The sequence below is a fragment of the Pseudarthrobacter sp. MEB009 genome, assembly GCF_030208875.1.
Classification (GTDB): Bacteria; Actinomycetota; Actinomycetes; order Actinomycetales; family Micrococcaceae; genus Arthrobacter.
In genome coordinates this window covers 255,242-278,752 of sequence record NZ_JARVTC010000015.1, presented here as the reverse complement: position 1 = coordinate 278,752, position 23,511 = coordinate 255,242, and the positions used below count along the sequence as shown (strand labels likewise).

Genomic DNA, 23,511 nt, shown 5'->3' with positions numbered 1-23,511 from the left:
GAGAAGGAACGCGAAGCCGCGGACCAACTCAAAACAGCCGCCGAACCCCTCACCAACCAACTCACCGACGCCGCCAAGGACATGGCCGAGGACCTCAAGCAACCCGCCCAGGACGCCATGGAAAGCCTCAAATCCACGGCCACCGACGCCGCCGAACACGTCAAAGCCGAAGGCCAAGGCGCCGTCGCAGACGTCAAGGACCGCAGCACCGAAGCCAAAGACAACGTCCAAAACGCCTGACGCACACCATGAAGCGCCGCGACAACGCGCCAGCCCCGACGCTGGCGTCGGTGCGCGCCAAAAACACCTCGACCGCCCCGGAAACGGACCTCCGATGGTCCGTTTTCTATCCGAAGTACAACATGGAGAACAACATGATCAGCAGTGAGAACCTTGCTTCCCTCAGCTCAGCTGGCGGCAACGTCATCGGATCCGACGGCGGCAAAATCGGCTCCATCGGTCAGATCTACGCGGACGATGAAACCAACGAACCCACCTGGGTGACCGTTAAAACCGGTTTCTTCGGAAGCAATGAATCCTTCGTCCCGCTGGACTCCGCCTCCCAGGACGGACACGACCTCGTCGTCCCCTACACCAAGGACAAGGTCAAAGACGCCCCGAACGTAGCACCCGACGGACACCTGACCCCCCAGGAAGAAGACGAGCTCTACAGCTATTACGAGCTCCCCTCCGGCGCAGGGTACACCGGCACCAATACCGATGCCCGCACCAACACCGGCAACAGCATTGACGCCGATGCCGGCACTGCCGACCGCGATGTGGTGGGCCATGACACCTCCGGCCCGACCACCGACGATGCCATGACCCGCTCCGAAGAGCAGCTGCACGTTGGCACCCGCACGGAAGAAACCGGCCGGGCACGACTGCGCAAATATGTTGTCACGGAGAATGTGACCACTACAGTTCCCGTGCAGCGCGAAGAGGTTCGCCTCGAACGCGAGCCCATCACCGATGCCAACGTTGGAGATGCCAAGGCCGGCCCGGCCATCAGCGAGGAAGAACACGAAGTCATACTCCACGAAGAGCGCCCCGTCGTGGAAAAGGAAACCGTGCCCGTCGAACGCGTGCGGCTCGAAAAGGACACCGTGACCGAACAGCACAACGTCACCAAGGAAGTACGCAAAGAAGAAATCGAACTCGACGACGACAGCTCCACCGAACGGCGCAACGACCGCTAACTCTGCGCTCCTTGGCCAGCGCCGGTCAGCCCGGCACCACACCGGAGGTCCGTCTCCCCATGGGGAGGCGGACCTCCGTTCGTACTGAACGGCGCGAAAGCCGGGAGGCCGGGGGGTGGGTGTTGCTATGGGGTGAGCCTGACGTCGTCACCCCGGAGAGTTGCGCGGAAGCCGTCGCTCTGGACAACAACGTCTTGGAGCCCGAGCCCATCCGGCAGGCCCTCGATGTTGTGTTCGATTGTGACGAGCCTTCGCACGACGGCAGCCGTAGCGGCGGAGAGAAAGTCCGGCCCGCCAACGTCGATGGAGCGTGGCTCAACAACGATCCTTCCGGCCTTCACCTCGACAGTGCCCGTTGCAACGACCCGCACTTCCCGGCCGAGGACCTCAACGTCGCGGACCACCGTGGCCTGCCCGTCGTCGGCGGCGCGAACCACTGTGCCATCCCCGAGTTCCCCGGCGACGACCTCGAACGGGACGGTCGCGTCGACATCGAGCCGGTCAGCAACCAGCCCATCCGGGCCGGTAACAACGCCCTGCCCCACGGCTTCGACATCCCTGAGCGTCGAACCGGCGGTCACTACGGTCCCCGCGTCAAGCGCAAGATCGGAGAACCACACGTCATCCTCCCGCAGGCCTGCGGGCGCCTCCCTGCCTGGCTGATGTGCCGAGCCCTTGGACGGCGACGTTTCGGGCCCGGACTGGCTCCCGCCGGCCGGGGAACTCACCACCCACCAGAGGATTACGGCTGCGACGCCGAGCATCAAAACCATACACACAGCACCGATGAACCAGTCTTTCGCGCGTTTCCACTCCATGGAAACATTCTGACGGCTGACCACCTCCACATGCGACGGCTTGTGAGGGCACTCGGCGCTGACTCCCCCGAACATGTACTAAGTTTGCTTAGTATGCGAGGTTTCGGCCTAGACTGGCACGATGGATTCGATATCGGCCATTGGCCTCGTGTTCCTTGCAGCCATCGTGTGGACGGGCATCACGGCAGTGCTCTTATGGGGCGGGGATCATCAAAAGCAACGCCTACAGGGGCTCACAGAAGGAGCCAAAGCCGGAATGCGTGCCACCCCGTGATCAGCGCTTAGCCGCCGTCCGCCGGCGTCGATCTGCTCAATCTCGTTGTTCGGTCCTTGCTGCGCCCACGCGAGTGCCGACGATCTGCGCCAGCAGGGATCGGCGATTGTGCGTGCGTGATTTCGCGAAAATGGTTTTGAGGTGGTCTTGCACGGTCAACTCTGAAAGCGTCATCGCCGCGGCAATCGTTTTCGTGTCGCTTCCCGCTACAAGCATTCCCAGGAGCTCCGCCTCGCGTGGGGTCATACCGTAGGCCAGGGCGTAGACCTCAAGCCGCTCGTCGGGAGCGGCAGCCTCCAGAGTCACAGCTATCTGCGAACCCATTCTTGCGGCGCGAACGGTGATCCACGTGCCCTCCATGAGATGCACACGCGCGCTGGCCTCGTGCGAGTCGACATCCTGTTCAACCGCAAGTAACTGCGCTGCAGCATTGTAGACACTCGCGGGCACCGGCGGCAGGGTGCCGGCAGTTGGCAGGAGTGTTCGAAGCCACTCTCCGGCCGCCCCGGTCTGGCTGACCACTTCGAGGTTCTCGCTGAGAATAAGGACTACGGGCCCTCTTCCGAGGCGCAGCGCCGGCGGAATCGTCGAAAATGTACCCGCCTGCCGCATCCGAAGCGCTCGTGTCAGCGACGGCGCGAGATCACTCAGAAACGCGAGTTCATGGCTGCCGAATGCCTTTGGACTCGTTCGCCATAGGTCAAGAAAACCCCAGCAACCATGGCTGTCTGCCATCACGATCGAGGCCACATCCTTGACCCGGTAATTTTGCAGCATTTCCGTCCAGAGAAGGCTTTCCGCTAGCTCTGCACCCGTCGCCTCGAGCAGCGACGCCGCCGCCACCCGGCGGGTGATCAAATCAGTCCATCGATTGACCTTGGTTAGGTACTTAAACTTGATAAGGGACGGCAGCTGACCGAATGCCGGGACATCCGCGTGCGGGTCAGAACCGACTGTGGTCACCGGATCCGTGAGCAGCCAAACGTGGGCATCGAAGTCGAGAGCACGATGCAATTCGCGAAGCGCGTCAGTTCGGAACGTTCTGGCATCTGAAGGCACTGCGCTGATGGACTCTATTCGCTCCCGAACGTTGGCCAGTGTCAGTTGCGTGACCATATCTCGACAGTACGCCCAAAAAGCCCCGTTCCTCCGCCTTGAGATTGCAGCTGCCCGCTGGAAGAAAGATCCCAGAAAGTTGGGATGGTTACCGAGAGCGACGAACCCTACGCTCAGGGCACACCCCAACGAGAAAGTACGGGACATGCCTATTCTCAGGATTGAACACCGCACTCACGACTTCGCGACATGGAAGGCCGCGTTCGACCGGGACCCGGCCGGGCGAGGCAAAGCAGGCGTGCAGAGGTACTCCATTTACCAGCCCGTCGATAACCCCCGGTATGTTCTGATCGACCTTGAGTTCCCGACGGTCTCCCAAGCCGAACGCCTCCTGGCGTCGATGAGACAGATCTGGAGTTCCGGGGCCGCAGGGCCCGCCTTCGGGGGCGAGCCACGGACGCAGATCCTCGACACCAAGGAAGTCGTTCAACTCGAAGCCTGACGGCGGGTATTTACGTGCGGCAATGCCCGGACAGTCATACAGCGGGCCAGCCGGGATTGGCGCTTACCCGCTGGCGGCCTAACCATCAGCTCAGAGATAATCACTGCCACGTTCACGGGCGATCTCCAGAAGGGTTGAATGGAAAGCTACCTCGGCGGGTGCGTATACCTTGTCTTGGCGTTGGGCCAGAAGAACCCGGCGCAGGGGGGCGTCAGCGCCGAGGCTTAGGACCCTGACATCGGGATGCTGCAAGGCCACTGCTGTTTTGGGGACCATCGCCACACCCATGCCCACGCTGACCATGGCTTGAGCCTCTTGGTAATCGTTGGCCAGGAACCCGATATTCGGCTCAAAGCCGGCGTCGTGGGCGGATCGTTGAAGTACCTCAACCACAGGGTGCGCCTCTGCACGGACTATCCACGACTCCTTTCGGAGGTCTTTCATGGACACTTCATCACGATCCGCCAAGGGGTGCCCCTTGGCCACAAGGACCACCGTGCTCTCCTGGAACACCTCCGTGATCCGAATGGATTCGTCGTTGAAGCGGTTCCAAGGGTAATCCCAGAGCAGGCACAGTCCAGTCACTCCGGACTCCAGGTCCGAAACCAGTTCATCGAAGCGGGCGCTGCGCACAGACAGGCCAATTGCCGGGTAGCGCTTCTTGAATGCGCGGATCACCAGCGGCAAAAATGAACCGGCCAACGTGGGAAACGTACCCACGGTCAACGAGCCCCGGCCCAACCCGGCAATCTGACCCAAGTCGGACCGGGCCGCACGCATCTGTCCTACGATCCTCCGTGCGTGTCCAGCCAGCACCTGACCGGCCTCCGTGGGAACCACCCCGCGGGATCGGCGATTGAGGAGGGGCTGCCCTACTTCCTGCTCCAACTTCCGCAACTGCTGGGAGACGGCAGACGGTGAGTACATCATGATGTCAGCCGCCGCCGTGATGGATCCTTGCTCAACCACCTCCACCAGGAGGGCGAGCCGCCGAATATCAAATAAATCCATGTTCTCATCGTTAAGCATTGCTTCAGCCTTCCCCGTATTTTGTTCATTCTACGCAGGACTGCGATTCCCGGTGCCTGCCGGAGGGTGATAATCCGGGACCAGGCAATTCTTCAGCTCCGCCTCGTCCTGCCGCAGCAATGAGTGAAGCATCCCTACACTCCCCTTCATATATCCAACATTGTCTTCATATGTGATTCGCATCATCCTCGTAACAGGCCGCAAAATTTGCAGGATGCCACGAGAGGCAGGGAAGCACAATGAAGATCGAAGCCGAATGGATGCGCGGAGGCACCAGCAAGTGCTGGGTCTTTGAAACCGAAGACCTGGACAGGGCCAACGCCAATCTGGACGATCTCCTGCCCCGACTCTTCGGAAGCCCGGATTCCCGGCAGATCGACGGCGTAGGCGGGGCCACTTCAACCACCAGCAAGGCAATGCTCCTAAGCCGCCCGGCGGACAAGGAAGTGGATGTCGAATTCACTTTCGCCCAGGTGGGCATCGAAGAAGCATCTGTTGACTGGGGCAGCAACTGCGGAAACTGCTCGGCGGTTGTGGGTCTTTATGCCATCGAGAAAGGGTGGGTAGTTCCTTCCGGCGACTCCACGCGGATCGTCACGCGGAACACCAACACGGGACAGATCATCATTCAGCGGGTTTCAACACCCGCCGGCGCCCTGCCGATCGTCCCGGACGCACAGATGCCCGGCGTTGTGTTTCCCGGCTACAGAGTGGGGCTCGGCTTCCAGAATCCGGCCGGCAAGACCACCGGACAACTGCTGCCCACGGGCTCGGCATCTGACACGATCGTTGCCGGCGGAACCCGCTGGACGGTTTCCATGGTGGACGCCGGCGCACCCGTAGTCATGGTGCGGGCTGAGGAACTTGGCCTGGATACTGCCCGCTACGACACATGGAAAGCCGAAGTTGAACTTCAACTCGACACACTGGACGTAATACGCCGCCAGGCTGCGGTCCGGATGGGAATGGCAGCAACTCCCGCCCAGGCCGCGCGGGCTGTTCCCAAACTTGCAATCGTCGGCCCGCCCGAAGGGCCTGACGCCGCAGGTGACGTAAACGTCATGATGCTCTCCATGGGGAAACCGCATCCCGCACTGGCGATCACCGGCAGCATCGCGCTGACGCTCGCTGCCCGTACGCCGGGCACCGTGCTGAACACCATCACCGGCAACACATCCATAGCAGTTCTGAAGCTCAGGACGCCCGCGGGCGTCATCGAAACCTGGAGCGAGGAACAAGACGGATCCCTGCTGGTCGGCGTCGACCGGACGGCGCGCACCATCGCCTCCAGCATCATCCACCTTCCGGAGACTCTCGGCAACGCCGTCGAAGCCTCACTAGCAACAGCCACTCGATGAGGAGAAAACACCATGGCTAAGACTATTTTCAAACCAGCTCCCGAGGCTGAGAGCGACATCCGGGAAGAACGTTCCCAGCAGCCCAACAACCGCCGCCGTATCCTGCTGGTAACGGTTGCCGCTTCTGCCATTCTGGGCCTGGTCGCCATCCTGTTCGGGGGTGCCCTCTTCAACCCGGCGGCCACCCCGGAATCGGAGCCGACCATGACCGCCACCCAGATCATCCCGCTGGTAATCCTCGTGGTGATGTTCGTTGTCGCCACCAAGTGGCCCTTGAACATCGGCGTCATGGGACTCGTGGCCTCCTTCGGCGTCGGCTACTTCATGCTCGGCATGACCGACAAGGAAATCCTTGCCGACTTCCCCGCCAATATCGTGATCACGATCATCGGAGTCACGTACTTCTTCAGCATGGCCCAGAGGAACGGGACCATCGACATCATCGTCCAGAACTGTGTGCGGCTGGTGCGGGGCAAGACAATGCTTCTGCCGTGGGTATTCTTCCTTCTGGCAGCATCGCTCACCGCGCTTGGAACCTTCTCCCCTGCCGCCGTCGCACTCCTGGCCCCCGCCGCCATCGGACTGGCCTACGAATCGCGCATCCACCCCGTGCTCATGGGCGCTTTCATCATCAACGGAGCTCACGCCGGCGGCTTCTCGCCGCTGTCCGTGGCAGGCGTCCTGGTCCATGACATCGCGGTGAAGAACGGCTTTCCGATCTCCCAAGGCGCGCTTTTCGGAGCGAGCTTTGCCCTGAATCTGATCCTGTCCGTGCTGACGGTAGTGGTGTTCGCCCTCCTGGGTAAGCTTCGCGACGGCGCTGCCGGCCAGCACGCCGACCTTGAGACCCGCACCACCCGGCCACGCGGCCAGCAAATCCTCACGTTGGGACTCATCGTGGCCATGCTCGTCTGCGCTTTGGGCTTCCACATGCCGATCGGCTTTGTCGCCCTCTCAGCAGGACTCCTGCTGGCACTGGTCAACATCAAGGAACACCAGACCTTCATCGGCGGAGTCTCCTGGTCAACTGTGCTGCTCGTCGCAGGGATGATCACCTACGTCTCCCTGCTCCAGCACGTCGGGGTCATCGATACCCTCGCCGAGCAGGCCCTGGCCCTTGGAGCACCGCTCCTCATCGCCCTCGTGCTCTGCTACGTCATCGGTGTCGGCTCAGCCTTCGCATCATCCACCGCACTGCTGACGGCCTTCATCCCCTTGGCTGGTCCCCTCCTGGCAACCAGCTCACTGAGCGCCTCGGGGACAGTGGCTGCCCTCGCCATCGCCGCGACTGTCGTGGATGTATCGCCCTTCTCCACCGACGGTGCCCTGGTGGTCGCCAACGCCCGCGAAGACGACCGCCAGCGCGTTTACAAGCAGCTGATGATGTACGCCGGCGGAGTAGTCCTGGTAGCACCCGCACTTGCCTGGGCCTTGCTGGTACCAACCGGCATCATGTAGGCCGCAAGGCCATGAAGACTGCCGGCATCAACGATCGGCCGGCGTGGGGATTGCGCCTTGCACACCATCGCAACAGGTAGCCCGAGAGACGGGCGCAAAAGCGCAAACCCCGTGCACCTGAGGCAGGGCCGCCACACCGGCGGGCCCTGCCTTAGGTTTTACAGTCCGGCCTTGTGCACTCCAGGCAGGAGCGGGCTACGGTGAGACCGCGATCTCACGGATGGTCAGGTCGCGGAACAAGGCCGCTCCTTCATGGGCGTACAGCCGGATACCGTCATCGCCTTCAAGGGGGAAGACCCGGTGCGAGTGCACCACGCGTCCATCTCCGACGAACATCTCCACGCTGGTGCGATCCACGAGGATACGAAGAGCGAAGCGGCCTGCGGAGGGGTCCACCGCGGTTTGGGTTTCGCCGGCAGTGGGGTTGATCGTGGGGCCGCGGTTGACGTACGTGAACGGGCCACGCAGGTAGGCGCCTGCGGCGACATGCCGGCCGCCACCCGGGGCGCGGCACACCTCAAGACCGAGATTGGCCGGTGGTGCGGCTGGGTCCCACACCACCTCGCACGACAGGTCATATGCCAGCGACCGGACCTTCAGATCCTTTGTACCTGTAACCGCCAGATCGCCCAGACGATGCGTGCGCTTCACGTGGTTACCCAGCGCAGACGTGGGCGCGGAGGTGAGGTAATAGGCACCGGTCCCACGCTTGAGCCGGACATCGCGCACGATCATGTCATCGCCGTTGTAACCGTCAGTTGCCAGGGTTGGCGTGTTGTGAGGGTAGTCCCAGAAGTTCGCCCATCCGATGGCCCGTCGGAGGCCAGGGTCTACAGCTCCCGATGCATCGTGATGTGGGTAGGTCACCGCGCCGTAGAAGTCGAAGCCGTAATCGAGCCATTCCGGTTCGGGATGGTCGGGCGTGAAGGAACTGCCGTCAAAAACCCCCGTCCAGTAGGCATACGTCGCGGGCAGTCCGCGGCCTTTGCCGTTCGCACTGGTGCCCAGGACCCAATGCGGGGTGCCGTCGTCGGCGGTCATCAGAAAGAGGTCAGGGCATTCCAGAAGCCCCAGGTCGCTCCGGACAAATTCGCCAACACGCTGCCAGGACCGCAGGTCAGGTGAGGCGTAGAAACCCAGCTTCTGCCCCTCCGCGTTGGCCATGAACCACCGCTGCCGGTCCTCATCCCAGATCACCTTGGGATCGCGGAAATCGTGCACACCAGGGTTGGGCAGCACCGGCTCCGTGCCGCCCGGCTGAAATGAGCGTCCCCGGTCCGTTGAGTACCAAAGATACTGGGCCTGGCGCCCTTCCGGCGCTTGGGTAACCAAGGCGATGACCGCACCCGCTCCGTATCCGGAGGTGTTTCGCTCATCCACCACCAGACATCCGGACCAGCAGTCGCCGTTGTTGTTGCTGAATTTCGGTATCGAGACACCGCGGTCCCGGAAGGCAACGTGATCGGTGGTGGTGGCACGGCGCCATGACGTGCCGCCGCCGCCAGTGATGTAGTCGGCGTTGTACAAGTAGTAGTAGTGGTACTCGCCATCCAGGTAGATGGGCCGTTGGGGATCGTTCTTCCAGTTGTCGGCCACGCTGAAGTGATAGACGGGGCGCATTCTGGATGGTCCTTTCGACGGGCTGCCTGCCGCGGACGCAGGATTGGACAGCGCGATGGACCCACCCAACGCAACCGCACCGGCGCCCGTCAGAAGTCCGCGGCGAGAGACTGAAGAGTTTTCCATGGGTTTCACTTCCGTTCCGGCAGGAGGCTACGGCTCTCCGTAAACACCTCAGCCATGGTCCAGGCGTCCAGGGAAAGGAGCCGCACCGAGGCTTCACTGGCGGCCAGTCTCACGCGCTCGCCGCCCAGGGTGGGATAGACACGGGCCGTGAGCGGCTTGCCGTTGGCGAAAATTTCGACGGCGGACCGGTCCACCAGGACGCGCAGGCGGACCCGACCGTCGGTCATCGGAATGGCGCCGGACTTTTCCACCAGATCGACGGCGGGGTCGAGGCTGCTGCGGGTACGGTCGAGATGCAGCATGCCGGTGGGGGTGCCGTCAGCGGACCGGCTAAGAACGATCACCGTCTCCTCAGCACCCTCCGCGGTTCCAAGCAGTCCGAGCCGCAGCTCTGCACCGGCAGCAAGCTGCACGTCCAGCTCAAGGTCCAGCTGGTTGCCCGACACACCGGTATCCATTGATGTCCCGGCCACCAGCACCTGGGCAGGCACACCGGCATGTTTCCGGCGCAGCTTCTCGACCTCGGGAACAGGTGTGAACGCGAGGGTTCCGTCGTTCGCCAACGTGGTGACCCGCGGCAGGCTCATGACCCCGGACCAGCCGGCTTCCACCATCGCTGCGTCACTGCGGCCTTCCTGCATCCAGCCAAACATGACACGCCGGCCGGACTCATCCTGGAAGGACTGCGGTGCATAGAAGAAGCGGCCTCCGTAGTCCAAACGGTGCAGCGAATCCGGTTCAAAGGCGTCGCCGGCATACCGTCCGGTCCAATACAGCGGGTGCCGGGTTTCGCCGTCATTCCACGCGGAGAAGACCAGCACATCTGGTGAGTCGTCGGCACGTGCAGACCCCAGCGAGCCCTGCCCTGCACGGAACAGGTCAACGCATTCCCACATGGTTCCGGTCCAGTCAGAGTCCGCGGGATCTCCCTGGGAGGCATCCCCGATGAACAGGGGTCCGAGGTAGTCCCAGGACCGCAGGTCCGAAGATTCATACAGGAAGGCCGTGCCGCCGGCGTGCCGGATTCCTGAACCCACCAGCTGCCGCCATTTGCTTCCCTCTTGCCAGACGCAATGATCCCGAAACGCGGTGGTGTTTACGCCGGCGGGCGGCGCGCCAATGACCGGATTCCCGGGATCTTTGGTCCAGTCCAGCAGGTCAGGGGTTCCTACGGCGACGCAGGGCAACTCCTTGTCCGCGAACCGGCCGGAGTACACCAAGGTGGGAGTGCCGCCGTCGTTAACCAGCACCCCGGACCAACAGCCCTCAGCGTCCGGTCCTGCGGAAGGTTCCAAGGCGACGGGCTGGTCACTCCAGGTGACCAGGTCGGTGCTGGTGGCGTGACCCCATTGGATGCGGTGGTGGAAAGCGCCCTCGGGGTTGTACTGATAGAAGAGGTGGTAGGTGCCGTTCCATTGGCTGACCCCGTTGGGATCGTTGAGCCAACCGGCCGGTGAGACAAAGTGGAAGCGCGGCCGCAGCGGATCGGCTTCCGCGCGGGCCACCAACTCATCCTGCGGAGTGGTGGCGAGCGGGTGGGTCAGTTCAGTCATGCGGAGGCCTCTTCTTGAGCGTTCGACGCCGGGTGGCCGGGTTGGATCGGTTCACTCGCCAGGGCATGGCCGCCGGCAGCAGCCCACGGGCGATAGAGGTGGCAGCGCACCCAGTGGCGGTTTTCGGGGTTGCCCACCCAGTGGCGGACTGGTTCTTCGGCCGAGCAGGCCTGGTTCGGGTCACCGTCGAACGCGCAGTGCGTCGAGGCCATAACAGCCTGCCGCAGTTCAGCCCGGCGGACGGGATCGTACGAGCCTGCCCGGGAGGGATCCGGCACGGCCGAAACAAGGAGCTGCGTGTACGGGTGCGCCGGGGTGGCCAGGAGGTCCAAAGACTCGCCTTCCTCAACCAGTTCACCGGCAAACATCACCGCTGTACGGTCCGCCAGGTACCGTGCGGATGCGAGGTCGTGGGTGATGTAGAGCATGGAGATACCTTGCTCATCGCGGAGCTTGCGCATCAGGTTCAGCACGCCGATCCGAACGGAAACGTCCAGCATGGACGTCGGCTCATCGGCCAGGATGACCTGCGGTTCAACGGCTAGTGCCCGGGCAATCGCAATGCGTTGGCGCTGGCCGCCGGAGAGCTCGTGCGGGTACGAGTTCAGCATGTCGGCATCCAGGCCAACAGTGGTCATAAGCTTTTCGAGCCGCTGCCGAGTCTCCTTCTCCGTACCGCCGGTCTTGCCGTGGATCGCCAAGGAACGCCGGAGGAAGTGCTCGACCCTGTGCGCCGGGTTCAATGAGCCGAAGGGGTCCTGGAAAACCATCTGCAGCTGGGACCGGAAGGCCCGGGATGCTTGGAAACGATCCCGCCTCAGCACATCGACGCCGTCAATGAGGATCTCCCCGGAGCTCGGCTTTTCGAGTCTGGCGACACAGCGGGCCAGGGTGCTTTTGCCGGAACCGGACTCCCCCACGAGGGCTACGATTTCGCCCCGGCCAATGGACAGATCGACGCCGTGCAAGGCGCGGACAGAATCGCGGGAGAAGAGCCCCCCAACGGCGAACGACTTGCCCAGGCCCCGGATTTCCAAGGCCGGACCGCCGGAAGTGGTTCCCGGCTGCCGGGTCGTGACGGCGTGGCTCATGGCGTGGCTCCTTCCAGGTTTGCGGACTCAATAACCGGAGCATCGGCACCGAACGGTGCCACGAAGTGGCCGGGTGACACCTCGCTGAGGTCCGGGATGTTGCGGAATTTCACGCCGTCGGGCAGGCCCGTCAGCGGAACCCGGGGACCGGTGAGGGGCGGAAAAGCGCCCATCAGCGCCTGGGTGTAGGGGTGTCGGGGGGTGGCGTAAACGTCCTGGGCCTTCGCGGTTTCCACGATCCGCCCGCCGTACATCACTGCCATGCGGTGCGAGAGTTCCACCATGAGGGACATGTCGTGCGTGATGAAGAGGACGGAGAAGCCGAGCTCGCGCTGGAGCTCCTTGATTTGCGCCATGATCTCCTGCTGCACCACCACGTCCAGCGCGGTGGTGGGTTCATCCAGGATCAACAGTGAGGGCTTGAGTGCCACTGCCATGGCAATCACGGCACGTTGACGCATACCGCCCGAGAGTTGGTGCGGATACGACCTGAGGCGTGCGGGGTCGATCCTGACGAGTTCCAGCAGTTCACCGGCACGCCGCAGCGATTCCTTGCGGGAGTAGCCGGCGTGGGTGGTGAAGATGTCCACGATCTGCTCGCCGATGGTCAGCACCGGATTGAGCGAGTTCATGGCTGACTGGAAGACCATCGCCACGTCCTGCCAGCGGAAGCGCCGCAACTCCTCAGGGCTCATGGCCAGGACATCCTTGCCGCCGAAGGAAATGCTGCCGCCTGCGATCTTCGCTGGATCCTTCAGGAGCCTCATGATCGAGTTGGCGATAGTGGACTTCCCACAGCCGGACTCTCCCGCGAGCCCGAACACCTCGCCGGTGCCGATGCTGAAGGAAACGCGGTCGACGGCGGTGGTGGAGCGGGTGTCGCCGACGTATTTGACGGTGAGGTCCTTGACGTCCAGGACGGGTTCGTGGGAGCCGAAGGAAACTTGGGAGATTGTCACTTGGCAGCGCTCCTTTCGGTATCTTTCGGAGTTTTGATCTTCCGGAGCCGCGGGTTGGTGACCTCGTCCACGGCGTAGTTGATGAGGGCAAGAGCAAAGGCAACCAGCGCGATGCACAGGCCTGAGGGGACGAAGACCCACCAACTGCCCGTCAGCAGTGCACCTTCGTTGCCGGCCCAGAACAGGTTGTTGCCCCAAGAGACGGTGCTGACATCGCCCAGGCCCAGGAACTCGAGGCCCGCTTGGGCGCCGATACCGTAAATCACACAGGCCAGCAGGGTGCCCATGACGATTGAGGCCATGTTGGGCAGGATCTCGCGGAACATGATCCGGCCGGCCCGTTCGCCGGAGACCACGGCAGCGGCGACAAAGTCCTTGGAGCGGATGGACAAGGCTTGTGAGCGCAGGACGCGTGCTGAGCCGGCCCACCCTGTGACCACCAGGACCAGGATCACGGTGCCCAGGCCAGGCGGAAGGAAGGCAGCCAGGATGACCAGCAGCGGCAATCCGGGCAGTAGCAGGAACACGTTGGTGACCAGGGACAGCGCTTCGTCAATGAACTTGCCGAAGTACGCCGAGGCAAGTCCCACCAGGATTCCGATGAAGGTGGACAGCAAGCCCACGGTCAGCCCCACGAACAACGAACTGCGTGAGCCGTGGACAGTCAGCGCGAGGACGTCCTGTCCTTTGGCCGTGGTGCCAAGCCAGTGCTCAGCCGATGGTTCCAGGGACGCCAATGCGGTGATCCTGGACGGGTCGCCCGGAAACAGCACCGGCGCCAGCAAGGCCAGGGCAATGAAGATGACCATCACGGCCATCCCCGTCAGCGCTTTTTTGTTGCTGGTGAGGCCGTGGATGAAGCTACGGTTTGGTTTGCGGGCAGCTGGTGTTGGCGTGGGCTGCTTCAGGAGTGCGGTTGTCATGATCGGTCCTCTAGTTGCTGCGCACGCGCGGGTCGAGGCGGACGTACAGGATGTCCACCAGGAAGTTGGCCAGCAGAACAGCGGCAGTGATGGTCAGGAACAGGCCCTGCATCAGTGGATAGTCGAGCCCTTGGACGGCGTTAAGGAGCTGGTAACCGACTCCGGGGTAGGCGAACACCACTTCAGTGAGCAGCGCACCACCCACAACGAATCCAAGGCCCATGCCGAAGCTCGTTACGGAGGGAAGCATGGCGTTGCGGGCGGCGTAGCGGAGCATGATGCGGCCCGGGCGGAGGCCCTTGGCTTCAGCCATGGTGATGTAATCCTCGGAGTTGGTGGCGATCATGGTGTTACGCATACCGAGCATCCAGCCGCCGATCGAGACCAAGACAATCGTCAGCGCAGGCAGCACCAGGTGCGCACCGACGTCGCCGATGAATTCCCAGGTGAAGGCAGGCTCCAGACCGTCCGTGAATGCATGCCGGATCGGGAACCAGTCCAACACCACGCCGAACAGGTACAGCGCACCCATCGCAAGCCAGAAGTATGGAAATGAGCCAATAAAAACCAGCAGCGGCGGGAGCGCGGAGTCGATCGTTCCGCCGCGCCGCCAGGCGGCCAGGATTCCCAGCAGGTTACCCACGACGGCGGCAATCACCAGCGCGGTTCCCCCCAGCAGGAGTGTCCAGCCAATTTGGGATGAGATGACCTCGGTGACCGGGGTGGGGAAACGGGAGATGGAAACACCCATCTGCCCGGTGAAAACGTTGTGCAGGTAGTCGATGTATTGCTCCCAGATGGGCCGATCGTCAACACCCAGCAACTTGCGCAGGGCCTCGATCTGTTCGGGCTGCATCCGGTCCTGGGAACGGGCGAACATGCGGGACACGGGGTCCCCCGGCATGAACCGCGGGAGCATAAAATTCAAGGTGATGGATGCCATGAAGGCGATCAGGTAGAAACCCAGGCGGCGCAGGATGAAGCGCACGGTTTCCCTCCATTCGGGAATTGCGTAAAGGTGGGGCACGCCCGGCAGTATGGGCCAGGATCAACGGGTGTTCTGCCGGGCGTGCGGTAAGGGGGCGGCGGTGGTTGGGCCCACGCCGCCCGGGTTCCCTGGCCGAAGCGCAGCGAGGTTAGGGCGGCGGTGGGGACTACTTGCGCGGTTCCAGGGTGGTCAGGACGAGCACCGTTGTAGGTGACCGGACGGAGAGGGTGGCGTACGGGTTGTCCTCGGTGGGCCATCCGGTGAATCGGGTGTCGTTGAAGGCGCCCCATTCCGGGCCTGAGAACAGCGGCACGAGCGGTGCGGCGTCGTTGTACTCTTCCTGGAGCTTGTTGGCGATGTCCTTTTGTTTGGCTTCGTCAGCTTCAGCTGCGAAGTCGGCCAACAGCGCATCGGCTTTCGTGTCGCCGAAGCGGTGGTAGTTATCAAACGTTTTGGTGCCTACCGGCTTGACCGTGGCGCTGCCCATGGAGGTGTTGAAGTACTTGTAGGGGCTGGGATCGTTGGCGCTCCAGACGATGCCGGAGTCGAAGTCGCCGGTCTCGTACCCGGCCACCACTGCAGCCCAGTCAGGGGACTCCACCTTGGCAGTGACGCCCACCTCGGCCAGGTTCTGCGCGATCACGTTGGCCACGGACAGCCAATCAGAGGACGTCGCACCCACTGAGATCTTGAATTCGAAGGGTTTGCCGTCCTTGAGCGTGCGCTTCCCGTCGGCACCCTTGGGGTAGCCTGCCTTGTCCAGCAGGTCGTTGGCTTTTTGCACCTCGTGGTTGGTCCACGTGCAGTTGTCCTTGACCTGGCTGTTCTTCCAGGTTTCATAGTTGCCGGAGAGGCCGGTGCAGTCCGCCGGCTTGGCGTAGCCGCTCATGCCGATTTTGGTGACCTGGTCGCGGTCCACGGCCATGCTCAGTGCCTTGCGGACGTCAAGATCATTGAACGGCGCTTTGGTGGTATTGAGCTGCCAGTTGATCATGGCGCCGGTGGCAGGGAACCAGTACTGGCGGTGCTCCTTGTCCTTGGAAACAAACGTCTTCTCAATGTTGGGGATGTACTGCGGAGCCCAGTCAACGTCCCCGTTTGCTGCGGCAAGGTTGGCGCCGTCGTTCCCTGCGAAAGCGAGCATCTTGATGCCGGCAATCTTCTGCTTCCCAGGCTGCCAGTAGTTGGGGTTCTTCTTCAGGACGAAGGATTGGGCCTGGAACGTATCCACCTCGGTGTAGGGTCCGGTACCCACCGGCTTGGCGTTTGCGTCCTTTTCCGGGTCCGGCAAAGCAGACCAGATGTGCTTTGGCAGAATGATCAGTTGGCCCACGTCATGGAGAGCCGGCGACCAGGGCTTGTTGAAGTTGAACGTGACGTTATTCCCCTCGGCGGTCACGGTGTCCAGGTACTCAAAGCCGCCCTTGATCTTCTTCTGAAGTTCGAAAGTGAACGCAACGTCGTCAGCCACGAGAGGCTGCCCGTCGGACCACTTGACCCCGTCACGAAGCGTGAACGTTACTGATTTGCCGTCCTCTGCTGCCTTCCACTCGGTGGCCAGCCACGGCACTGTTTCTCCCTTTGCCGGGTTGAAGATCAGGAGCGATTCGTAGATGGACTGCTGAACCATCGGGTTGACCGTGGGGGCGAACGGGTTGAAGTTCTGCACGAACGTACCCATGTCCTCGCGTGGAATGGTGAGGAACGCGCTGGCGTTCGCTTCGGCGTCGGAGGTGCCTGTTTTGCCAACGTTGGCGGTGCAGCCGGTGAGAAGCATCGCGCCCATAGCAAGGCTTGCTGCCGTCATCCGGGCAGCCCGGAAGTATCGGGGTTGTGTCATGATGGTTGTCTCTTTCCTATCTTCATCAGCAAAGTGAAGGGGTGGGTAAGGGTTTGCTCTTCGACGTTGATTTCGCGGTCAGACCGAAGAGCGTTCTAGCAGCGGACAGCCGACCAATTGCTGGTTGGCAAGAATCGGCTGTCCGGCTGTAAGGGCAGCGAGCGTTTGGACGCCCAGGGCCCCCATTTTTTCGAAGGGCAACGCAACCGTGGTCAGTTTTGGCCGCAGGTAGGCCGCAATGAGTTCCTGGTTGTCGAAGCCGATCACGGCGATGTCGCCGGGGATGGTCAAGCCCCGTTCCTTGATGGCGTCGTAAGCACCCATCGCCATTCGGTCATTGAGACAGAACAGTGCGGTGGGCCGGTCAGCCGGTGGGTACCGGTCCAGGATCCGGCACGCGGCTTCGTAGCCACCATCGGCCGTTGCGTATCCGGACACCACCAGTTCCGGGTCCAACTCCAGTCCGGCAAGTGCGAGTGCTTCGCGGGCACCCTCCAATCGCCCCACTGCGGCGGGAATGTCCGGGTCGAGGTTGATCACTCCAATCCGGGTGTGGCCGGCCTGGAGCAGGCGTTCGACGGCGACGCGGCCACCGGCACGCTCGTCGGGGACGATCGACGGCAACTTTCCGTCCGCGTCAAAGCAATTGATCAGGACGGTGGGTACTTCCTTGGCGCTTTCCGGGACGTGGACACCCCGGTGAAAGGTGGCTGCGTAGAGAAGTCCCTCCACTCGTTGTTCCAGCAGCTTTTCAGTTGCAGCATCTTCCAGTCCGTCGTTGGGTCCTACGGCATCGGCCTGGTCGGAGGGCGCGATGAGCAGGAACCTGCGGTCAAGCCAGGCCTGGTCCTGGGCGCCTTTAATGATGTCGACGGCGAAGGGTGCCGTGACGATCTCCGTCACGATTCCGTACCAGTCGCTGCGCCGTGCTGCCAGCGCACGGGCGCCGGCATTAGGGCGGTAGCCCAGTTCCTGCACGGCGTCGCTAATGCGGGCGCGGGTTTCTTCGGAAATACTGGCGTTTTCGCGGTTACTCAGGACAAATGAGACTGCAGTCCGGGAAACGCCGGCGTGGTTGGCGACGTCCTTCATGGTGACTCCCCGCTGCCGCACAGGAACGGACTCGTCGGGGGTGGTTTTCGCCATTGAATACTCCGGGTGCTCTTGGTTGATGCAGGGATGTTGCCAGCGCCTCATTGTCTGGCAGCCCGGAGGCAACGCTGTTGGTAACGCGCGTTACCTGCCGGGCATGTGACTTAGGTTACCCGCGTTACTTCCCGTCTGTCAACAGCTCGGAACGGGCCGCCCGCCACCTTGCGGGGACGCGCGGCAGCGGGCTGCCTCGCCGGGCCCCGGGGGACGCAACGGTGCCAGGACTCCCCCGCCGTTGGAAGCCGGCGTTGTGGTTCGAATGACCGTGGACGGTATCGGGAGCATTTGAAATGCCCGGGTCCACGCCACGAGGCTGTAACCCGGGTCCCCGCCCGGAACAGGCCACGCAAGCATTCCGTCCCTAGGGAGATCCAGGCCTCGGGCTGATCCAGGAGCCTGCCGGTAGGTTCTGCAGGCAAACGCTTCCGGCCGGAGCCTGCCAGCACGTAGACTTCACCAATCGCGAGCGTCCCAATCTGTGGAGTGCTGCTGTAGAAAGGCCTGCCATGAAAGAAAACCTGCGGATCACTCCTGCCGACGTTTTTCCTGAGGACCTGGGAAAAATGAAAGACAAAAATTTGCAGGTTCTCGATAGCCAGGTTCAACGGCAACTGGACCATGAAATCGTCACTGATGGCGAAACAAACCCGGAAACCGACTCTCGCCACGAAGAGCTTGACCTGGAATTCGAACAGCGCGGCAACTAAGCCTGGCAGTGCCCAGGGCCTGCACTCACCGTGCAGGCCCTGGGCAGGCGGTTGAACTCCGCGGGCACTAGAGCAAAGGCCCCGCTCAGTCCTTAAACGCTCGGTAGGTGAAGTTCCGGAACCGCACTTCCCCTGTTCCGGCTGCAAACAGTGCCGGGCGCAGGCTGAGGAGTTCGTCAGCCGTATTTGTGTTGTAGCCCGCCACGTTGAAACGCAATCCATGCCTGGTCCAGTCGGTCCCGTTCAGGCTGTAGTACTGGGTGACTATGTGGTTGTCGTTGACAATGCGCAAATGCATTGTCCGGGCCGCAGGCGCAGCTTCACGCCAGTACGGGATGGCCCTGCCGGCGCGGTAGCTGGTCATGCGGTCACCGTCGTGGCCCATGCCGCAGAACAAGCGGTCGCTGTAGTACAGCAGCAGCCCGCCTTGGGCACCGTCGCGGACCTCCATCTCCACGGTGATCTCATATCGCCGGTCGCCAACGATGCACGTCAACGGTGAGCTGTCCGACGGGCCCGATCCCCGGGCCTGCAGGACCAGCCCGGCGTCAAAGGACGCCCGAAGATACTCGTTTCGGGACGGGGCGTGGAACGACCATTGGGTTCCAAAGCGCTCAGTTGAAAAATTGTCTGACAACGGCAAGCCATGGACCTGATTGGCTGCCTGGGACGCAGCGGGCAGGGGTGCCGGCAGCGGCGCCGAAAGGTCCTGCCCGACTGCCCTTGGCCAGCCGTCCCCGTCCCATTCGATGGGTTCCAGGAGCGTTTGCCGGCCCAGCGTGGCGAACCCGTTTTCGTAGCCGTGATAGATGCTCCACCATTGGCCGTTGGGGCCCTCAAACAAGGTGGCATGGCCCTTGCTCCACCATGGTTCGTCCGCGTTCCATGTCCTGATGATGGGATTGCGGGGACAGTCCTCCCACGGTCCGTCAATGGAGCGGGACCGGGCGACAACGACCATGTGCCCGGTGGGCGGACCGGAGGTGCCGCCAACCGCCGTCGTGAGATAAAACCATTCGCCGCGGCGGGTGAGCTTGGGCCCTTCCAGTGCGTAGGCCTCAACCACCCAGTCATCGGGGTAGCGCCAGCCGTCGTAGACGTGCTCCACTGGTCCGTCCGTAGCCAGTCCGTCGTCGGTGAGCCGGACGCGGCTGACTCCGCTGAGGAACAGATAGCGGCTGCCGTCCTCTCCCACCGCGTGCCCTGGATCGATATGCCCTTCGATGCCCAGATTGATGGGCTCACTCCAAGGTCCCGCCATGTTCTCGGCATGGATGACATAGGTCAGCACAGGCGCAGTTGGGTCCGGTGAGATGGCGGTGGGGATGATCGGTATGTAAATATAGTACCGGCCGTCCACTTTGCACATGTCGACGGCAAACACGCAGCCGATGGGCGTGGAGAGGGCGGGCCCGAGCGGTTGCCAGTTCAAAAGATCCCGTGAGTGCCAGATGATGAGTCCGGGCGTGGACTCAAACGACGAGAAGGTCAAGTAGTAATCATCCCCGTCACGCAGGATGGCCGGGTCCGGGTGGTCCCCCGCAAACACCGGGTTCAGGTATGTTCCATCGCCGAGGTCGGACCGTCGCTGGCCCTCCTGGTTCACAGCGGCGGGCGTCAGTTGGGTATTCATACATCCAGTCCTTTCAATGGTGGAGTAGACGGGCGGCGGTGGTGGACCAGGCTCAGTGGCCCCAACAATCCTGCAGGCAGGATTTCGGCTGCGTCGGTGAAGACGCCCGTCATGGGTGGGTAGAGCGAGCCGGTGGTGCTGTGGGCTTCACCAATCAGCCGGTTGCGCCACGGATTGGTGACACTGACTTCGATCCGGTTCCGCCCTGGCCTCAATGCGCTGGTGGACACCCGGTAAGGCGCAGTCCAGAGGATTCCCGCCTCCACACCGTTGACGCTGATCCTTGCGACATCAGCAATATCGGCGAATTGTATTGCGTGAGGCAGCTCGGGGCCGTCGAGCTGGATCTCCGCCACGTAGGTCGCCGTTCCGGAGAAGTGCTCGGCCCCGATTTCCGGGTCGGTCCAATGGGTGGCGTGGGTTAGCTGTAGAGGATCGGCGCCCGGGATGGTGAGTTTCCATTCACCGGCAACTTCGGTTAACCACTCCTTGTCGGGAAGTCGATCCGCCTCGCCCCTGAGAATAAAGAGCGAACCGTAAGGGGGAAGTCGCACGTCCAAGCCGTCGCCACCCTCCGCGGGTACCAGGGCATGCCGTTGCAGTGTCACCGGGTCCCAGGCAACGAATCCGCCGTGCATGGTCGGCAGCGTCACGGTGGTGCGCAGCGTTTCGTTGACAGGGTTGGCGATAAAAAGCAGGGGCTGATCGCCGTCCACCCACCGGGCGATCCGCCGGACCCGTGAGTCCCCCACGATGATTCGTGGTGGGAAATGTTCCCGAAGCACGGCTGCCAGGTCGGAGGTGGCGAAAACGGTGCCCGTTGGTCGATTGCCCCAGATCAAGTCGCAGAGACGTTGATGTTGCTGGTTGTCGTCAGCCTGTGAACGCCGAGCCGTTGGACGTTTGCCGACGACGGTTGCGCCCTGCTCCACCAATCGCAGAATGGCTTCGAGGGCTGCCGTGCTCATCCTCTGGCTGGCACCGCCCAGATAGAGCAGCCTGTATCGGGATGTGCCGGCCTGCAGCTCGCCGGCCTGAACGTTCAAGACGGTACCAAGTGCATCCGGGCCGATGTAGTCGTAGTCGTAGTCAGCGGGAACGTCGTCGTTGCATGCGTTGCCGAAAAGCGCGGTGACCGGCGCTTCCTCGCCGATGAAGTAGGCGATATCCACTGCTGGACGGCCAAGGGAAAGAAGATGCGAGCACCGGGCCAGGTAGTCCACCCATGGCTTGGCAGTGGACGCCCAGGTCTCGTTGCGGCTGAAGGATTGGCCGAGCGAGGGTGCCAGGGCCATTCCGGGCAGCGGAACCTGCGTGGGTTGGTGCGGGGAAGTATGGATGCAGAAACGCGTCACACCGAGTGCCAGCTGGAGGTCCGCGACGTGCTTCAGGGACTTCGGCGAATCAGACCAAGGGTTGCGCCCCGAAGTAAAGGCTTCAGAGCCGGTGTGGCTGCGCCCGTAGGCATGTGCCACGGACGAGGCGCCTTTGAGGTCAGCGACGTATGTGGGTGCGGGCCCGGCCCCAGGGCTGAACGTCCACATGGCCCCCATGGGGACGTCTGCATGCGAGCGCATGGCCAGATCGTCGCCAAGCTGCGGCCTGCGGTCCTCCAAGGCCTCCGCGTAGTAAGTTGCGCCGCGCTTATGTGCTTCTTCGGACAAGGTGCCGTAGTAGGACTCTGCGAAGACTTCAGCGAGTGTGCGCCGGTAATCGGCGAGGAAAAGGTCGCTGGAGGAAGCGTCCTCCACCAGGAAACCGGCTGTGGTGAGCATCCACGGGATCATGTCGTAACCCCGAAGACGGCGGAAGGCGTCGCTGAGGCGATCTGTGATGTTCTGCAGTCCGGCCTCAATGCTGTCGCTGAGCAGGCCGTCGATCGGTGCGTCACCGAACTGGGCCAGGTGGGTTGCAATGTAGCGGCGGACTCTTTCGCTGTCGAGTTTGTCCACCTCGAGTCCTGTTGCTTCGGGGAGGGCCGGGCCGTTGGTCTGTCCGGTAAGTGAGGCCCCAAAGCGGACGACTCTCCATTTGCCGTCAGGAAGGGGACTGATCAGCCTTCCTTTCGACAGCTGACTGCTGATGTCAAGGATGCTGGTCAGCGGCACAGCCGCGAATGCTGCGTGCGGGTCTGTATCAAGCTGGTCGTAGTCGAGTGCGGTGGCGAAGCCGCTCTTGGCCTCCCTGTGCGCGGGCATGCCGGCTTCATAGAGGGCGAATCCACTGACGGCATATTCGCTGAGCGGCCGAAATACCGGCGGGGGAACCACCCCTTTCTCGAACGCCGCCAGGATGGAGGATATCCCGTCGGCCTCCAGCCGCAACCTGAAGTGCGTGCCGCTGACCGGGGCAAAAGACATGCTCCGCGAAGGGCATTGTGTCGCCGGCAGGGAGCAGACGGTGACGTAATCGCCGTCGTCGCCTTGGACCTGCAGCGTAGCCGCAGCTGGCGGCGCCGCGCCGAAACCACGCGGGCCGGGCAGCTCGATGACGCAGGAACGCACGGTCACAGGACTGGCAAAGGACTGTTCAATCCAGGCCACCGAGTGGTTGTCCGGGTCACGGGTCAACCGGAAGTGTTCGACGGCGGCCACACGGTTAACGGCCACCGCTTCAGTGGGCGAGTCGGAGGTGCGGACAAACGCCGGCTCCACAGCATCGTGGGTGTCGTGGAACGGGATGGCAAGGGCGAAGAGGTCTTTGGCATCACCTGAACCTTCACGCGTCCCGGCTCCCCACGTGGGGATGTCCTGATACGGTCCCGCCATGTCGGGAAGCTTGTCGAGTCTTGCCAGCACACCGCCTTCGACCACAGTCTGCGACCACACCAACTTGCGCATGGCATCAGCCTTTTGCACCCAAGGAGCTCCCGATGCGCTCCAACCCGCAGAAGTGGCAACAGTGAAGTCCAAGCCGAGGCCGTGGGCCGTCTCCACGGCAACGGCAATGGCTTCCCGCCACGGCTTGGTGCCGGGGATCACAGCCTCTTCCACAACAAGCGGATTACCCAGCGCACCGTCAAAGGCCTGGACGCCCCGGATGCCCACTGAATGGAGCCAGCGAAGGTCCGCGCGGATGCCTTCGAGGTCCACGTTTCCGTCCATCCAGTGCCACCAGGCACGTGGCCGCGCCGAATCCGGAGGATTTACGAACTCGTTCCAGAGAACTTCGCTCGACTCCTTCATTCCGGCTGCTTCATCCACTTCGGCGCCTGGGGTGTCCATG

At 62.7% G+C, this 23,511-nt stretch carries 18 protein-coding genes and 1 pseudogene; 6 read left to right on the top strand and 13 right to left on the bottom strand.

From position 1 onward, the window contains the following. Positions 1-240: pseudogene (locus tag QRN07_RS16635) on the top strand (DUF3618 domain-containing protein); the annotation flags it as partial. Positions 241-374: 134 nt separating this feature from the next. Then, positions 375-1,199 (top strand): DUF2382 domain-containing protein, encoded by an 825-nt coding sequence (locus QRN07_RS16630; RefSeq protein WP_056601163.1) that lies wholly within the window; start codon positions 375-377, stop codon positions 1,197-1,199. A gap of 125 nt (positions 1,200-1,324) precedes the next feature. Here QRN07_RS16630 and QRN07_RS16625 read toward each other — a convergent pair whose 3' ends face one another. Both QRN07_RS16625 and QRN07_RS16620 read right to left on the bottom strand, forming a co-directional pair. Further along, positions 1,325-2,017, bottom strand: coding sequence for an LmeA family phospholipid-binding protein (locus QRN07_RS16625; protein ID WP_056601164.1), 693 nt, complete (start codon positions 2,015-2,017; stop codon positions 1,325-1,327). Positions 2,018-2,327: 310 nt separating this feature from the next. Next, on the bottom strand, positions 2,328-3,407 hold the full coding sequence (locus tag QRN07_RS16620; RefSeq protein ID WP_056601094.1) for a helix-turn-helix transcriptional regulator: 1,080 nt from the start codon (positions 3,405-3,407) through the stop codon (positions 2,328-2,330). 145 nt (positions 3,408-3,552) lie between these two features. On the opposite strand from QRN07_RS16620, the gene QRN07_RS16615 reads away from it, so the two are divergent. Next, entirely contained in the window at positions 3,553-3,849 is a 297-nt protein-coding gene (locus QRN07_RS16615; RefSeq protein WP_050684325.1) for a hypothetical protein, read from the top strand. A gap of 90 nt (positions 3,850-3,939) precedes the next feature. Here QRN07_RS16615 and QRN07_RS16610 read toward each other — a convergent pair whose 3' ends face one another. Continuing rightward, positions 3,940-4,878, bottom strand: coding sequence for a LysR family transcriptional regulator (locus tag QRN07_RS16610; RefSeq protein WP_050684324.1), 939 nt, complete (start codon positions 4,876-4,878; stop codon positions 3,940-3,942). A gap of 239 nt (positions 4,879-5,117) precedes the next feature. Between QRN07_RS16610 and QRN07_RS16605 the strand changes: the two genes are divergently transcribed. Next, positions 5,118-6,236, top strand: a complete 1,119-nt coding sequence (locus QRN07_RS16605; RefSeq protein WP_050684323.1) for a PrpF domain-containing protein — start codon at positions 5,118-5,120, stop codon at positions 6,234-6,236. Between the two features lie 12 nt (positions 6,237-6,248). Next, a complete protein-coding gene (locus tag QRN07_RS16600; RefSeq protein WP_056601095.1) occupies positions 6,249-7,694 on the top strand; it encodes an SLC13 family permease in 1,446 nt (481 codons plus the stop codon). A gap of 195 nt (positions 7,695-7,889) precedes the next feature. Here QRN07_RS16600 and QRN07_RS16595 read toward each other — a convergent pair whose 3' ends face one another. The 8 genes from QRN07_RS16595 to QRN07_RS16560 all read right to left on the bottom strand — a co-directional run bounded on the left by QRN07_RS16595 (position 7,890) and on the right by QRN07_RS16560 (position 17,940). Continuing rightward, positions 7,890-9,314 (bottom strand): glycoside hydrolase family 32 protein, encoded by a 1,425-nt coding sequence (locus QRN07_RS16595; RefSeq protein ID WP_285241650.1) that lies wholly within the window; start codon positions 9,312-9,314, stop codon positions 7,890-7,892. Positions 9,315-9,445: 131 nt separating this feature from the next. Beyond that, positions 9,446-10,993 (bottom strand): glycoside hydrolase family 32 protein, encoded by a 1,548-nt coding sequence (locus QRN07_RS16590; RefSeq protein WP_285241649.1) that lies wholly within the window; start codon positions 10,991-10,993, stop codon positions 9,446-9,448. After that, positions 10,990-12,084 carry an ATP-binding cassette domain-containing protein gene (locus QRN07_RS16585; RefSeq protein ID WP_285241648.1) on the bottom strand — a complete coding sequence of 365 codons (1,095 nt, stop codon included), beginning with the start codon at positions 12,082-12,084 and terminating at the stop codon, positions 10,990-10,992. Before QRN07_RS16585 ends, QRN07_RS16590 begins: the two co-directional genes overlap by 4 nt. Further along, entirely contained in the window at positions 12,081-13,043 is a 963-nt protein-coding gene (locus QRN07_RS16580) for an ABC transporter ATP-binding protein (RefSeq protein ID WP_285241647.1), read from the bottom strand. The genes QRN07_RS16585 and QRN07_RS16580 overlap by 4 nt, the downstream gene beginning before the upstream one ends. After that, the gene (locus QRN07_RS16575) at positions 13,040-13,966 is read right to left on the bottom strand and encodes an ABC transporter permease (protein WP_050684317.1); all 927 of its coding nucleotides are present in this window, start codon (positions 13,964-13,966) and stop codon (positions 13,040-13,042) included. Before QRN07_RS16575 ends, QRN07_RS16580 begins: the two co-directional genes overlap by 4 nt. A gap of 10 nt (positions 13,967-13,976) precedes the next feature. Next, the gene (locus QRN07_RS16570) at positions 13,977-14,954 is read right to left on the bottom strand and encodes an ABC transporter permease (RefSeq protein ID WP_050684316.1); all 978 of its coding nucleotides are present in this window, start codon (positions 14,952-14,954) and stop codon (positions 13,977-13,979) included. Between the two features lie 166 nt (positions 14,955-15,120). Continuing rightward, positions 15,121-16,794 (bottom strand): ABC transporter substrate-binding protein, encoded by a 1,674-nt coding sequence (locus QRN07_RS16565; RefSeq protein WP_285241646.1) that lies wholly within the window; start codon positions 16,792-16,794, stop codon positions 15,121-15,123. A 78-nt stretch (positions 16,795-16,872) separates the two neighbouring features. Further along, positions 16,873-17,940: a LacI family DNA-binding transcriptional regulator gene (locus QRN07_RS16560; RefSeq protein WP_056601106.1), complete on the bottom strand. Its 1,068-nt coding sequence runs from the start codon at positions 17,938-17,940 to the stop codon at positions 16,873-16,875. A gap of 512 nt (positions 17,941-18,452) precedes the next feature. Between QRN07_RS16560 and QRN07_RS16555 the strand changes: the two genes are divergently transcribed. Further along, entirely contained in the window at positions 18,453-18,653 is a 201-nt protein-coding gene (locus QRN07_RS16555) for a hypothetical protein (RefSeq protein ID WP_050684313.1), read from the top strand. Between the two features lie 85 nt (positions 18,654-18,738). Here the strand turns inward: QRN07_RS16555 and QRN07_RS16550 are convergent, their stop codons facing one another. Both QRN07_RS16550 and QRN07_RS16545 read right to left on the bottom strand, forming a co-directional pair. Next, positions 18,739-20,286 (bottom strand): family 43 glycosylhydrolase, encoded by a 1,548-nt coding sequence (locus tag QRN07_RS16550; RefSeq protein ID WP_285241645.1) that lies wholly within the window; start codon positions 20,284-20,286, stop codon positions 18,739-18,741. Further along, positions 20,283-23,510, bottom strand: coding sequence for a glycosyl hydrolase (locus tag QRN07_RS16545; protein ID WP_285241644.1), 3,228 nt, complete (start codon positions 23,508-23,510; stop codon positions 20,283-20,285). The genes QRN07_RS16550 and QRN07_RS16545 overlap by 4 nt, the downstream gene beginning before the upstream one ends. Position 23,511: the final 1 nt, after the last annotated feature.

Bases quoted from the DNA above. Each gene is read 5' to 3' on its own strand.
- QRN07_RS16600 (WP_056601095.1), top strand. From the start codon at position 6,249: ATGGCTAAGACTATTTTCAAACCAGCTCCCGAGGCTGAGAGCGACATC.
- QRN07_RS16615 (WP_050684325.1), top strand. From the start codon at position 3,553: ATGCCTATTCTCAGGATTGAACACCGCACTCACGACTTCGCGACATGG.
- QRN07_RS16545 (WP_285241644.1), bottom strand. From the start codon at position 23,510: ATGGACACCCCAGGCGCCGAAGTGGATGAAGCAGCCGGAATGAAGGAG.
- QRN07_RS16625 (WP_056601164.1), bottom strand. From the start codon at position 2,017: ATGGAGTGGAAACGCGCGAAAGACTGGTTCATCGGTGCTGTGTGTATG.
- QRN07_RS16565 (WP_285241646.1), bottom strand. From the start codon at position 16,794: ATGACACAACCCCGATACTTCCGGGCTGCCCGGATGACGGCAGCAAGC.
- QRN07_RS16550 (WP_285241645.1), bottom strand. From the start codon at position 20,286: ATGAATACCCAACTGACGCCCGCCGCTGTGAACCAGGAGGGCCAGCGA.
- QRN07_RS16585 (WP_285241648.1), bottom strand. From the start codon at position 12,084: ATGAGCCACGCCGTCACGACCCGGCAGCCGGGAACCACTTCCGGCGGT.
- QRN07_RS16610 (WP_050684324.1), bottom strand. From the start codon at position 4,878: ATGCTTAACGATGAGAACATGGATTTATTTGATATTCGGCGGCTCGCC.
- QRN07_RS16590 (WP_285241649.1), bottom strand. From the start codon at position 10,993: ATGACTGAACTGACCCACCCGCTCGCCACCACTCCGCAGGATGAGTTG.
- QRN07_RS16560 (WP_056601106.1), bottom strand. From the start codon at position 17,940: ATGGCGAAAACCACCCCCGACGAGTCCGTTCCTGTGCGGCAGCGGGGA.
- QRN07_RS16630 (WP_056601163.1), top strand. From the start codon at position 375: ATGATCAGCAGTGAGAACCTTGCTTCCCTCAGCTCAGCTGGCGGCAAC.
- QRN07_RS16605 (WP_050684323.1), top strand. From the start codon at position 5,118: ATGAAGATCGAAGCCGAATGGATGCGCGGAGGCACCAGCAAGTGCTGG.
- QRN07_RS16620 (WP_056601094.1), bottom strand. From the start codon at position 3,407: ATGGTCACGCAACTGACACTGGCCAACGTTCGGGAGCGAATAGAGTCC.
- QRN07_RS16575 (WP_050684317.1), bottom strand. From the start codon at position 13,966: ATGACAACCGCACTCCTGAAGCAGCCCACGCCAACACCAGCTGCCCGC.
- QRN07_RS16595 (WP_285241650.1), bottom strand. From the start codon at position 9,314: ATGCGCCCCGTCTATCACTTCAGCGTGGCCGACAACTGGAAGAACGAT.
- QRN07_RS16555 (WP_050684313.1), top strand. From the start codon at position 18,453: ATGAAAGAAAACCTGCGGATCACTCCTGCCGACGTTTTTCCTGAGGAC.